At 57.9% G+C, this 13,221-nt stretch carries 11 protein-coding genes; 4 read left to right on the top strand and 7 right to left on the bottom strand.

The genetic code is table 11. The annotated features are described in order from the left end of the window. Nucleotides 1–182 precede the first annotated feature (182 nt). Nucleotides 183–1,289, bottom strand: coding sequence for a hypothetical protein (locus ACQUQP_RS15785; protein ID WP_432695988.1), 1,107 nt, complete (start codon nucleotides 1,287–1,289; stop codon nucleotides 183–185). Nucleotides 1,290–1,629: 340 nt separating this feature from the next. On the opposite strand from ACQUQP_RS15785, the gene ACQUQP_RS15790 reads away from it, so the two are divergent. After that, nucleotides 1,630–2,055, top strand: a complete 426-nt coding sequence (locus ACQUQP_RS15790) for a gamma-glutamylcyclotransferase family protein (protein WP_432695989.1) — start codon at nucleotides 1,630–1,632, stop codon at nucleotides 2,053–2,055. Between the two features lie 44 nt (nucleotides 2,056–2,099). On the opposite strand, the gene ACQUQP_RS15795 is transcribed toward ACQUQP_RS15790, so the two are convergent. The 3 genes from ACQUQP_RS15795 to ACQUQP_RS15805 form a co-directional block, all read right to left on the bottom strand. After that, a complete protein-coding gene (locus tag ACQUQP_RS15795) occupies nucleotides 2,100–3,944 on the bottom strand; it encodes an SLC13 family permease (RefSeq protein WP_432695990.1) in 1,845 nt (614 codons plus the stop codon). Then, a complete protein-coding gene (gene msrA, locus ACQUQP_RS15800; RefSeq protein ID WP_432695991.1) occupies nucleotides 3,941–4,534 on the bottom strand; it encodes a peptide-methionine (S)-S-oxide reductase MsrA in 594 nt (197 codons plus the stop codon). The genes ACQUQP_RS15795 and msrA overlap by 4 nt, the downstream gene beginning before the upstream one ends. Before the next feature lie 286 nt (nucleotides 4,535–4,820). Beyond that, entirely contained in the window at nucleotides 4,821–6,263 is a 1,443-nt protein-coding gene (locus ACQUQP_RS15805) for an NCS1 family nucleobase:cation symporter-1 (protein WP_432695992.1), read from the bottom strand. Nucleotides 6,264–6,794: 531 nt separating this feature from the next. Here ACQUQP_RS15805 and ACQUQP_RS15810 point away from each other — a divergent pair. Then, nucleotides 6,795–7,937, top strand: a complete 1,143-nt coding sequence (locus ACQUQP_RS15810) for a DnaJ C-terminal domain-containing protein (RefSeq protein WP_432695993.1) — start codon at nucleotides 6,795–6,797, stop codon at nucleotides 7,935–7,937. 55 nt (nucleotides 7,938–7,992) lie between these two features. Further along, nucleotides 7,993–9,804, top strand: coding sequence for an ABCB family ABC transporter ATP-binding protein/permease (locus ACQUQP_RS15815; protein WP_432695994.1), 1,812 nt, complete (start codon nucleotides 7,993–7,995; stop codon nucleotides 9,802–9,804). A 134-nt stretch (nucleotides 9,805–9,938) separates the two neighbouring features. On the opposite strand, the gene ACQUQP_RS15820 is transcribed toward ACQUQP_RS15815, so the two are convergent. Together ACQUQP_RS15820 and ACQUQP_RS15825 are read right to left on the bottom strand one after the other, a co-directional pair. After that, nucleotides 9,939–10,175 carry a hypothetical protein gene (locus ACQUQP_RS15820; protein ID WP_432695995.1) on the bottom strand — a complete coding sequence of 79 codons (237 nt, stop codon included), beginning with the start codon at nucleotides 10,173–10,175 and terminating at the stop codon, nucleotides 9,939–9,941. Between the two features lie 56 nt (nucleotides 10,176–10,231). Then, on the bottom strand, nucleotides 10,232–10,423 hold the full coding sequence (locus ACQUQP_RS15825; RefSeq protein WP_432695996.1) for a hypothetical protein: 192 nt from the start codon (nucleotides 10,421–10,423) through the stop codon (nucleotides 10,232–10,234). Nucleotides 10,424–10,881: 458 nt separating this feature from the next. Here ACQUQP_RS15825 and ACQUQP_RS15830 point away from each other — a divergent pair, with 458 nt between their 5' ends. Next, on the top strand, nucleotides 10,882–11,670 hold the full coding sequence (locus ACQUQP_RS15830; RefSeq protein WP_432695997.1) for an SHOCT domain-containing protein: 789 nt from the start codon (nucleotides 10,882–10,884) through the stop codon (nucleotides 11,668–11,670). A 100-nt stretch (nucleotides 11,671–11,770) separates the two neighbouring features. Here the strand turns inward: ACQUQP_RS15830 and ACQUQP_RS15835 are convergent, their stop codons facing one another. Further along, on the bottom strand, nucleotides 11,771–12,976 hold the full coding sequence (locus ACQUQP_RS15835; RefSeq protein WP_432695998.1) for a tetratricopeptide repeat protein: 1,206 nt from the start codon (nucleotides 12,974–12,976) through the stop codon (nucleotides 11,771–11,773). Nucleotides 12,977–13,221: the final 245 nt, after the last annotated feature.

The raw sequence follows: 13,221 nt of genomic DNA on the forward strand, positions 1-13,221 counted from the left end.
CAGAGTGATTCAAAACCACGGTGGGCTATCGCGACGGGGTCGTCGCTCCTACGGGAAATCAGTCCGTTAGGAGGCAACCAGGTATGGGAGCTATTTGGACAGATCTGCCGTTGACTGCCAGATTTCAGACATAAAAAAACCCGGGGAAGGGGTCCCGGGTTTTTTAAATGTTCTAAGTTAAATTAGAACTTGTACATCGCCATAACTTCAACCTGCTGACCAGCCGGACGCAGGGAACTGCTGTCCGAGCAAACCGCGCCAGCTGAGGGGCTACCACAAGACGGCGGACGGTTACCGGCATTCTGATCGCGGAATTCAATACCGATATCCAGGTTCGGCAGGTAAGTATAGATCAGGTTCACTGTGGTGAGCTTCAGAGTATCTTCAGTCATAGACGCTGCAACTTCATCAGCTTTAACCTGGCCGTAGCGCAGGCTACCGCGCAGCTTCGGCGTAAACTTGTGGCTGATACCCGCGGAGAAACCGGTAGTCTTCACCAGGTCCCCTGTTGCCAGGTTGACGTCTGCAACACCAGAGCCACCGGTTGCACCGAGGTAACCCCAACCGGAGTAGACGTTGTTACCTTCACCGGTATAACCACTCAGCGCCAGGGCGCTGTCGCCGAACTTGAATTTAGCTGCCGCGGAGAATGCAACACCAAATTCAGAATCACCATCCCGAGTATCAACTTCACGACCGGTCAAAGCGACGTTAAATGCGTGACCGCTCTGCGTACGGTAGGTGTACGCACCAACCATATCAGGCACATCAGCATCGGTGTTTACAGGATCCTGCAGGGTCAGGCGGAAGCCCTTGTTGGCGTAATGCATCACCAGGTCAGGGCGGATTACCGCACCGTTACCGGCAATGGTACCGATACCCAGACCGAAGAAGTTGATCATCTCTACGTCGAATGGCGCGTTGGCGAAGAACTGACCATTCCAGGTCTGACCAAGGGTAACGTTATCAACATTTACGTAAGCATGACGCAGACGCAGCGCGTAAGATCCGTCATCTTGCGTGTTGTTATCCCAGAAGTCGCCTTCGATAAAGCCACGGACCTTATGACCTTCTACTTCGCGTGCTGCAGAGAAGTTCACACGGGACTGACGAACACTACCCTCAAAAGAGCTATCATCATTATCCGGATCAGTGAAAATACCTTCAGCCTTGACGTAACCGCCGATGCTGAAAGAAGTACCGTTGTATTCACCCAGGTCCACTGCGGACGCCTGAGCGGAGATACCGGCGACCATGACCGCCAGTGCAAGCTTATTACGAATCATCATCTGAGTTTGGCCCTCGTTATTATCGTTGTATGTTTCAACAGTAATATCCCAGAGGGCCGAAACCCGGGATATACAAATAGTGTAATCTTTGTACATTGATAAAACTTAGCGCAGATTTAATTGTCCGTAATTGGTCAAGCGGCGGGCCTTTTCTACTTTTCTTATGTGCATTTCATTTATTAAATATCGCCGCTACCCGTTTCAGGCTTTCAGCAATAAGCCAAAGGTCTAATCACCCGAGAATAAACCTTGTGCTCAGGCTCTGTTCCAGCCCTGATACAGCCCCTCCCCTCCAGCCCTAAACCTGGCACAGCCCGTTCCTATCTGAGAAACTGCTGCCATGGTTAAAAAGACACTGCGTTTTCTGCTGCTCGCTGTAGCCGCCATGAGCATTATTGTTCCCGCCTACCTCTGGCTCACCCTGCTCAGCCCCTGGGGCTATAACCCGCCGCCCGGTCTTTTAGCCATAGATCCGACTCGAACGCACGACGTCTTTGTTTACGGCACATTGAGACATCCCCTGGTTCGTTGGCTGGTGATCGGACGGGATCCTGAAACCCAACCGGCTTCACTGGCGGGATATCGTAAAACCGGGCTCGATCTGGAAGCGGACCCTGGCAATAAGGTCAGTGGAGAAATACTCCGTGTAAGTGCCGATGAGCTGAAGCGCCTGGATCGCTACGAGCGCCTGGGCATCCGCTACGAGCGTGTCGAGATCCAGCTATCTGATGGCATCACCGCCTGGGTTTATCGCAGAATCCACTGATCCGTTGGCAGACGTCACCTCCAAGATGGAGAGCGCCCCCCTGTTTATAACGGCCATACCCATAGCAGCAGCGGGATACTGACCACCAGCACCAGCAGCGAAACTGGTAGCCCGAGACGCCAGTAGTCACTGAAGTGGAAGCCACCGGGGCCGAGGATCAGCGTGTTGTTCTGATGGCCGATCGGTGTCAGGAACGCACAGGACGCGCCGATCGCCACCGCCATCAGAAACGCATCATTACTGGCGCCCAGCGTAGCGGCAGTACCCAGAGCGATCGGGCACATCGCCGCTGCGGTCGCCGCATTGTTAACGACGCAGGAAACCAGCATCGTCAGGGTCAGGATCAGGCCGAGCGCCACCGCCCCACTCCCCTGGGCCAGATGCTCGAGCAGCAACCGTGCGATCAGCGCCGCGGTGCCCGTCTCCTCCATCACACCGGCCACCGGCATCAGCGCCCCCAGCAGCACAATCACCGGCCAGTCGATGGCGTCATACACCGAGCGCAGCGGCAGCGTGCGCAGCGCCATCGTCGCCAGCACTCCCGCCCCGAACGCGATCGCCGTGGGCAGCAATGACGACGCAGCAGCGAGCACAGCCGCCAGCATGACCAGAGACGCCGCCAGCGCCTTGCCATTATCCGGAATACGCAGCTCGCGCTCCGCCAGGGGTACACAGCTGTTGTCGGCGGCAAAATCAGCCAGCGCGGCCTCCGCCCCCTGCATCAGCAACAGATCGCCGGGACGTATTTTAAGCGTGCGCAGACGCACCTTCATGCGCGACCCTTCGCGGGATATGGCCAACAGATTCAGGCCGTAGCGCTCGCGCAGCTGAATATCCTTGGCGGAGCGCCCCTGCAGCCGGGATTCTGGACGCACCACCAGCTCCATCATGATCATCCCCTCACCGCCATTGCGGGCGCTATCCTTGTCAGCCTCTGTCTTTTTATCGACAGAGGACTTTTTGCCGGCCGAATCATCCTCCGGCTTTTCACTCTCCGGGGGTTCCGCCTCCTCCAGCGCCAGCCCGAGACTTCCGAGCACCTCTCCCAGTGCCTCAACCTCGGCTTCGATCACCAGGATGTCACCAGCCTTGATAAGCCGTCCGGACGACGGAACATTCAACCTGACTTCGTTACGCACCAGGCCGATGATCTGCGCCTCCGCCTGCTCCAGCGCGTTCTCGATCTCCCCCAGCCGCATCCCGGCAGCCTTGCTGTCTTCGTTGACCCGCGCTTCGGTCACATAGGCGCCGGTTTCGAATCCCTCACGCCCCGGCTGCTTTCGTGCCGGCACCAGGCGCCAGGCCAACAGCGCGGTAAACAGCACACAGAGCAGCGCCACCGGCAGCCCCACCAGCGTGAAGTCGAACATGGCAAAGCCGCTGCCGAGGCTTTCGCTGCGAAAGCCGGACACTATCAGGTTGGGCGGGGTACCGATGAGCGTCGTCAGACCGCCCAGAATGGTGCCAAATGCCAGCGGCATCAGGACCTGCCCCGGGGTGAGCTCCAGCCGGCTCGACAGCTGCATTGCCACCGGCATTAGCAGTGCCATGGCGCCGACGTTGTTCATGAAACCGGACAGCAACGCGCCGAGTCCGGTCAGCGCAATCAGGCTGAAAGTTATATTCGCGTTCTTCGGCAACGCATGCCGCGCGAGCACATCGACCGCCCCCGAGTATTGCAGCGCCCGGCTGAGCACCAGCACACAGGCCACCGTCACGACGGCTGGATGGGCGAAACCGAGAAAGGCATCCTCAGCCGCGATCAGACCGCTCAGCACGCAGGCAAGCAGTGCGCCACCGGCCACCATATCGTGACGCCAGCGGCCCCAGATAAACATCAGCATGGTCGCCAGCAGGATGAAAACAATCAGCAGCTGATCCTGGGTCAATTTAGCTCCTTGTCTCCCCAGATCTCCTCAAGCCGTGCATCACGGTCACAGTTCCAGCGGTAGAATTTGTAGCGCAGTGGAGATTTCTTGTAATAGTCCTGGTGGTAGCTTTCATCGCCCTTGATGGGCCAGAACCGGGAAGCAGCGCGGATGGGAGTGACAATCTCCCTGCCGGGAAACAGCGCCTCCACCTCGGCCCTGGACTGCTCCGCGATCTCCCGCTCCTGATCAGTCGCTACGAATATGGCACTGCGGTAGCTTGGTCCCCGGTCACAGAACTGACCGCCCTCATCGAAAGGATCGATATTGACCCAGAAATGCTCCAGCAGCTGGGCATAGCTCACCTGCTTCGGGTCATAGCTGATCTCGACCGCCTCCAGATGACCTTGATGATTACCTCGATAGGTCGGATCTTCCAGCTCACCGCCCGTGAACCCGGAGACGACATCAGTGACACCGTCGAGCTTCTCGAAATCAGCTTCCATACACCAGAAACAGCCCCCCGCCAGCACCGTTTTCTCGGCCCTGGCCTGAGACAGCGTCAAAGCCAGCGCGCTTGCCAGCAGAAACAGTTGAATCGAGTACTTCATAATGGATACCCCCACTGACGGTATAGCGCACGTGAACACAGCTGTCAGAGAACCGCTCTTTAATCAGCACTATTAAGCCGGCGCAAACATGGGCCAGGATGGAAAGGACCAGAGGGAATGACCCGACGCCGGATAAGCCCCGAGCGAGCAATGGGATATATCAGTTATACGGGGGAGACTCAGGAGGGAGCAGAGCGCTCAACGCGCCCCGGTGACGAAACCAACAGCCCCGCCACTGGCACCCGGTCTGTAACCCGGGTGCCAGATTCAAGCTTGAAATCAGCGGTTAGACCGCTTTCGGTGACAGCACACGGTAGATAACACCACCCAGCAGAGCACCGAGCAGCCAGGCGTAACCGGACAGGTCGCTAAGCGCCGCAACCCATACGGTCGCCACGGAGAACACGGCACCGATGGCAAAGGCGATCAGAGCGGTGCGGTTCCAGCCCTTGGCATAATAGTAGGCACCATCCGGATCGTTGCTGTAGAGCTCCGCCACTTTCAGGCGCTGCTTTTTAACCCAGTAGTAATCCACGATCATGATGCCGTACAGCGGCGCCAGGGTTGCACCCAGGGTGTTTACAAAGCCGCTGATACCGACCTCGCTGATAAAGCTCACCCAGAGACCGCCGATCACCAGCGCAAACAGGGAAGTGATCCAGCCGGCCCGTTTAAAGTCGAGCTTTCTCGGCGCCATATTGGCAATACCGTTCACCGCCGGAATGAAGTTGGCCACCAGGTTGATACCGACAGTGGCGGCAAAGAAGGTAATCGCCGCGACAATCGACAGGATGGTGCTGTCCGCCTTTTCAACGATGTCGGTCGGATTGACGATCTTCTCACCGTAGATAACCGCTGCCCCTGCGGTGATCAGCAGCGCCAGCGCAGAGAAAAGCACCATATTGAGCGGCAAGCCGGCCAGGTTGCCCTGCACCATCGATTTGGTGTCTTTCGAATAACGCGAGAAGTCACTGAAGTTGATCATCACCGCCGCGAAGTAAGCCACCATGGTACCTACGATTGCCACGAAGCCGGCCACTTCACTGCTGAATGTGGGGTTTTCCGGCGCGAAGATGGTCTGCGCCGCCTCCCAGAGCTGGCCATCCGATTTCTGCCAGAGCACCACCAGCAGGCCGATCATCACCGCATAGACGAACGGTCCCGCCACGTTCAGGAAGGTGCCGACCCAGTTCATGCCATGAGAGAAGATGGCGATCTGGAACGCCCACACCAACAGGAAAGAGATCCAGCCAAGGCTGGTCAGCCCCAGAAATGTCTCGCCGCCACTGTCGGCACCGGTCAGAGTAACCAGCAGCAACTCCAGCGCCGTGGAGGCAAAATAGGTCTGGGCGCCGTACCAGAACACCGCCACCGTTGCCCTTAGAATCGCCGGCAGCCGCGCGCCGCCAACACCCATGCTCGCACGGGCCAGCACCGGATAGGGAATACCATGATCGACACCGGGCTTACCCGAGATATTGACCAGCACCATCACCAGCAGGCCTGCTGTAATCAGTGCGGCAAAAGCGGTCCAGCCGGTAACGCCGTAAGAGATAAACAGCGAGGCTACCAGGGAGTAGCCAAACAGGCTCTGTATATCGTTGGCCCAGATATTAAAGATCTCGAAGCGTCCCCAGGTGCGCTGCTCCTTGGGCACGGGCGCCAGCGAGTCGTTGTGCAGATCCATCTCGGTTGAACTGGTGTTAACCGTTGACTGAGTCATAGTCATTATTAGCGCTCTCTTCGCCTCAGCGATGTTACTAATGATTCATAAATATAGACCATGAAACAAATGCAACAAGCAGACCAGTTTTACGCAGCCGGGGAGTTCGGCCGATTCGCCCCATTCAAAGGCGGCCAGCCTCAAAGGACAACCTGACCGGGGCAGGAAAGATGCACTTTTCTGAGGCAGCAAGCCCCATTCTTGAGCACAAAGATATACCCGGTCCGGTTATGCACTGATAGTTAAAGATAGATGCTATCGACACAAAAAACCCGGCTGATTGAAAGCCGGGCTTAGATTGTTACGGAGCGTCAGTGGACGATCAGTTGGGAGATATATAATGGAGATGGCCGAACTCGTTCTGAAGGATAACGTGGCTGCTGTAGATCCCTTCCCCAACCAAGGCAGCCTTCTCTCACTAAACCTCCTAACGCCACCCTATCACTTCCTTCCCCCTTTGCCGCCTGTCGGCAGCAGCAAGCCGAAAAGTGTATCTATACTCTGAAACAGACCCGCTGGCAGGGAGAACAGGCATCCATGGCCGGACCGCAACAGGACTACTACGAGGTACTTGGCGTACCCCGGGACGCTGATACCAAGGCGATCAAGAGCGCCTTTCGCAAGCTGGCGATGAAATATCATCCCGACCGCAACAAGGCGCCGGAGGCGGAAGAGAAGTTCAAGCAGATCGCCGAGGCCTACGCCATTCTTTCCGATCCGCACAAGCGCGCCGAGTATGACGCCCACGGTTTTGCCGGCGTCGAGGGCTTTTCCGCGGAAGACCTGTTCTCCGGTATCGACCTGTCAGAGATCTTTGGCGACTCCGGCGTCGATTTTGGCGGACTCGGAGGCCTGGGCAGTCTGGGCGGCGGAATGTTCGGCGATCTGTTCCGACATCACGGCCAAGCTGCACGCCCCAGCCGGGGGCGCGATCTGCAGGTTCAGGTGACCGTCCCGCTGGAAAAGATCAACCGCGGCAGCGAAGAGATCGTCCATTTCCAGCGCCCGCTGCAGTGCCCGGACTGCAACGGCAGTGGCGCCAGGGCCGGGACCTCTGCGCGCACTTGTGAAGCCTGCGGCGGCAGCGGCCGTCAGGTTCAGATCCGCCAGCAGAAGAAAGACCAGGGAAGGGTCCAGGTACAGCAGATCACCACCTGCCCTGTATGCCACGGCCAGGGCAAATTTATCGACCACCCCTGCCCCAGCTGCGCCGGTAGTGGGCGTATCCAGAAAGACGACAAACTCAAGGTCACCATTCCACCGGGTGCCGACGAAGGCATGGCGCTACGTATTCCCGGACATGGCCTGCCCAGTGACGAGGCAGGTGGCGAACCCGGCGACCTTTACGTCATCGTGCGCACCGCCGCGGATCCACGTTTTGTGCGCCGGGGAGCCGATCTCTGGCACAACGTGAAGCTGGCGATACCCGATGCGGTGCTCGGCAGCAAAATCCGCGTCGAAACCCTGGATGGCCAGGTGGATGTCAAAATCCCGCCCGGCACCCAGGCCGACGAAGTGCTGCGGTTGAGAGGCAAGGGACTGGTCAAGTTTGGCGGCTACGGTCGTGGTGACCTGAACCTGCGCCTGACACTGCATGTACCTGAACACCCGAGCGATGAAGAAAGAAAACTCTACGAACAACTGCAGAAACTGCAGAAACTGCAGAAACTGCAAAAATAAGCGTTTCGGGCCTGGCCCGAACTCATCCCCGGACGTTAAAGGGTAGGTAAGATTCATGTCGCGAGGCTCGCGCCGCAGTCATCATCATCTCTCCCCCGCCAAAGAGCCGGCCGGCCTTAACGAGGCCTGGGATGTGTTCAAAACCATCTGGCCCTACCTGTGGGAGTTTCGTGCCCGCATGGGCGTAGCCTTTGTCCTGCTCGTTCTGGCCAAGGTCGCCACAGTGACCATGCCCTGGGCGTTGAAGCATATCGTCGATAGCCTCGACCGCACTCAACACCAGATCATCTTCGTGCCGCTGTTGATGCTCGCCTTTTACGGCCTGCTCAGGTTCGGCTCGGTGTTTTTCAGCGAAGCGCGGGACGCGGTGTTCAGCCGTATTACCGAGCGCGCCATGCGTCGCATGGTACTCAAAGTGTTCCGGCACCTGCATGCGCTGGAGCTGGAGTTTCACCTGTCCCGCCAGACCGGCGGCATCTCGCGCGATATCGACCGGGGCGGCAACGGCTTCGGCTTTCTGATGCGCATGCTGGTGTTCAATATCGTACCCACGCTGATCGAACTGGCCCTGGTGGCCGGTATCCTGCTGATCAACTTCAGCGCCTGGTATGCGCTGATCATCCTGGTCTGTGTCGGTATCTACATCTACTTCACCATCATTACCACCGAATGGCGTAACCGTTTCGTGCGCGAGATGAACCAGCTCGACTCGGAAACCAACACCCGCGCCATCGACAGCCTGCTCAATTACGAAACCGTAAAATACTTCAATAACGAGGCCTACGAGGCACAGCAGTATGACGACAACCTGGCGCGCTGGGAGTCCGCCCGCCTGAAAACCCGCATCACCCTGATGCTGCTGAACAGCGGCCAGGCACTGATTATCGCTACCGGCATGGTGCTGCTGCTCTGGCTGGCCGCCAGTGATGTGGTCAACGATGACATGACGCTGGGCTCGCTGGTGATGATCAACGCCTACATACTGCAGCTGTTTCTGCCGCTGAACTTTCTCGGCATGGTGTACCGTGAAGTGCGCCGGGCACTGACCGATATAGAGAACATGTTCGCGCTGCTGAAGAAAACACCCAGCGTGTCAGATCCGGCCGACGCCAAACCGCTCCGCGTCACCGAAGGCGCGATCGAGTTTCGCCAGGTGAACTTCGCTTATCATGCTGAACGCCCCATCATCCGGGACCTGAGTTTTCGCGTTGAACCCGGCCAGAAAGTCGCCATTGTCGGCCCCAGTGGATCGGGCAAATCCACCCTGGCACGGCTGCTGTTCCGTTTTTACGATCTCGATAGCGGCGACATTCTGATTGACGGCCAGCCCATAAACAGCGTCACCCAGCTGAGCCTGCGCCAGGCGATCGGTGTCGTGCCTCAGGATACCGTGCTGTTCAACGACAGCATTTTCAGCAACGTTGCCTATGGTCGTCCGGAGGCTGAAGCGGAAGAGATCAACGCGGCGATACACCTGGCCAACCTGGATCGCTTTATCGCCGCATTGCCGGAAGGACGGCAGACGCGGGTTGGCGAGCGCGGATTGAAGGTTTCCGGCGGCGAGAAACAGCGCATCGCCATCGCCCGGGTGATCCTGAAAAAACCGCCGATTCTGCTATTCGACGAAGCCACCTCGGCCCTGGACAGCGGCACGGAGCAGGCGATTCTTGCGGCGCTGAACAAGCTGGCGAAGAACCACACCAGCCTGGTGATCGCCCACCGGCTTTCAACCGTTATCGACGCCGACCAGATTCTGGTGATGGATAGCGGAGAAATTATTGAACGCGGCACGCATCAGCAGCTGCTGAGTTTGAACGGGCGCTATGCAGAGATGTGGCGACTGCAGCAGGATAAGCAGCCGGAGTAAGAACTGCCTGGATGCATAACTGGACTGCTGGCCAGATTCAGAGCGGACACCCGTGCCATACACTGAGACCGACGACTGCTGCCGGGTGAATAGAAAAAGCGGCCAAGAAAGCGGCAAAGACCTGAAACTTTCCCTTACTGAGCCGTGGCTTTTTCAAGTGCGGCCGCTCTTTTTTCCGCCTCTTCGTTGATGTACTCGTTGATCTGGGTACGGAACTCTTTAACGTCTTCAGGGTTTGTCGGCACTTGAGGGGCACCTGAGCTTGAAAGCTCTTTAATCTCTTCAGATTGCTGAACTGCACGAGGACTTATTTGCTTGTAAACAAGCAGACCGACTAACAATACAGCGATTAGCAGTATGACCAGTCTCACCGCATACCCTCCTGCAAGTATCCGCCCCACGAAAGTGATCTTGCCGCACACTGCAGCTATGACTCACCGCCACTACGGCTTGAGATGATCGCCGTCACCATCAGGCCCAGTCCAAGTCCACCCAGCAGGCAGCCAACAAAGGCCAGCGCGGATTGCTGAAGAAAGACAAGTCCCACGCCCAGGCCGAGAATTACGCCCCCGCCGATAGCCCAGGTACTTCTGTCTGTTCGCTTATTACTATCAGCCAACGCTGGCTCCTGTCGGTTATTGCGGTGGCGACACCCTCGGTAAGCGGCTTTAGGTACTCACGCATCAGGCGTTATATGCCGCACTCTTCAGCAGGCCGAGCCCAATATCCCACGCCTCTATAGTGCCAAGTCATTGGTGCCGTTAGTTGCTTGTCTCTAATTCTAGTGGCAAATCAGCAGAGCGCTGTGTCATTTCGCAGACCGCTCTAAATGCGTTCGTCCACTAACCCCGCCCCTGATCCCCGGAATGACTGATTCAAGTGTATGCGCACGCTGGTTCCTGTACACTGATCGTGGAGGGCGAGATTTAACCAGGCGCCCCCTGGGTGGCTCGACCGTCACGGGAGCGTCATCGGCGCAGTGATATCCTCACGCACTTACCGGATCTACCCCGGCAGCACACCCATAGCACCTCCAACATCGCCACCAAGCATACAGCGCGGAGCTGAAAACAACCCATGCAGCAATTGACCCAAGCGGGCCAGAATCTGGTCAACGATCTCGCCTATCGCTACAACCTCAGCCAGGATGCCGTTGTGCATATGCTGGTCGCGGTCAACAACGGCGGCGGCACCATGGCGCAATTCAACTGTCCGGAGCTGGGCGGTTCGGGACAGTGGATGCAAGGTGGCATGACCATGGTCGGCGACATGTTCAACCACGGCCTGAAGATGACCGTTGACAACCTCTGCGGCGAACTCTCGGCGGCCCTGGCCAACACGCAGATTTTCCCCCCGGTGCCGCATGGCAGCAGGTCAAGCCAGAACTGGTGGCCGGCGGAGCTGGGCAGCCCGTTCAGCAGCGGCGCGCAGAACAACGTCCGCTATGCGATCTTCCCCAACCGGCTTGCGGTGGAGACCAATGGACAGGTATCGATCTACGACACCCTTAATCACAATATCGGTGGAGTCAGCCAGCAGCAGGGCGGCGGTGACTCGCTGACCTTCAGCAGTCAGTTCGGCACCTTGGCGGTCAGCAGTCTGCCGCTGATTTCAGGTCCGGGCCAGGCCCAAGCGCCGCAGACCAACTTTGCCGCGCCGCCACAGCCACCCCAGCCGCAACAATCGCAGCCGCAACCTCAACCGCAGCAACCTGATACCCAGAGTGCTATGCCGGATCTGTCCAACAATGCCTCAACCGACGATATCATCGGCCTGATCGAGAAGCTTGCCCGCTTGCGCGATGCCGGCGCCATCACCGACGAGGAGTTCAACGCCAAGAAGCTTGAGCTTCTGCAGCGGATCTGACCCAGACACGCACCGGCGCCGACGGCGAAGACTTGCCTGGCGCCGGCTACTGGACCCTGCGCCGTCACGCTGAGGTCAGAAATTTATCGCGGATCCCGATTCAGGCGGCGCGCTCCCGAGCCTTCTCCTCCAGCAGGTCGATCAACATGCGCTCGACACGGCTTCCGCCCACGCCGATCCGCTGCGCTGAACTTATCCCGCCCAGGAGTTGAGCCGCCTGCTGGAAATCGGAGCGGGCAAAGTGGCTGACGGCCTCCACCAATAGCAGCGCCAGATCGCGATTGCTGTTCACATCCTTCCCGCGGATAAGCGCTTCGCAGCTTTCCAGGCCCGATAAGTTACCTGTAGCGGCGTGAATACCCGCGATATGTAACGCAATAAAGGGGTGCGCCAGCATTCCTTCAAACCGAGCAGTCAGCTCTTTTACCGCAGGGGTCAAAGCGGACGTTTTTCCCGTTTTCAGATAATCACGCAGCAGAAATCCGCCGCAGTCCGCCAGTGTCAGCACCGGGCCACAGGTCGTGGTTTCGGGCGCACAGTAACGCTGATAACGCTCCCAGGCTTCATCCCGCTTGCCGACCTGCCACTCCGCCAGCGCCAGATGCCACTGCAGATGACCGTAAAGAGCACCGCCCTCTGCAGTGGTTTTATGCAGATCAAGCCAGCTGTGGATCAGTGTTTCGGCCTCATCCGGCACACCCAGATCATGGAGAATATGAGCATAGCCGTGGATGGTATACAGGGATTGAGGGCGCAGCTGCAGCGCCCTTTCCTGAATTTTGCGGCCCTGCGCCGGATCACCTGCTTCACTTATCGCAAACCCCAGCCGGGCCAGGAACGCCCAGTCATCGGCCAGAGTCTCCTCGGAGGCTTTGAGAATATTCAAAACCCGAGTCAGTTTTTCCGGACCTCCATAAAAAATCAGATAACCGGATAACTGGGATATGATCAGCAGATCAGCGGGGTTAGCGGCAACATAGGCCTCGGTTTGCTGCAAATTCCCGTAGGGGTCCGCCAGCAACCCGATCAGCACTTCGGTATGGACCTGCTCCCAGGGCGCCGCCTGCTCAGCCTGGGCTTGGGCCTTTACGCGAAAATCCTCAGCCGCGGGATCGTTGCCGTCCTTCGCGAGCATGTACCGGGCAACCCAGGCCAGCGCGAAATTCGGATCCTGTTCCAGAGCGCGATCCAGCAACTCTCTGGCACCGGACTCCGATCCCAGAATCCGGTCTACGGCATCGAGATAATCCTGCGCCGCCTGCTCCGAGTCGGTCGTCAGAGCCATACCGGTACGTGGATTGTTCATACTTCGAACCTCTGCAGTTATAGGCCAACAGGATGTTGAATGGCTGTGCTGGATAGCAGTGTAGTTCTATCCCGGAAAAGCGGACCGTCACCAAGGTTCCGCACGTTTTCAGTTGATTAGCTCCTGCCTGAACAGCAATAAGAACAACCGCTTCAGCACAGCTCCCCATCCTGTTTGGGCACTCTTTTTACCCCTGGGGTCAGGTCAAACGCCACTTTTCCCTAAGGTATAGGAGTTTGAGCAAA

The organism is Marinobacterium sp. YM272 (assembly GCF_050908845.1).
Classification (GTDB): Bacteria; Pseudomonadota; Gammaproteobacteria; order Pseudomonadales; family Balneatricaceae; genus Marinobacterium_D.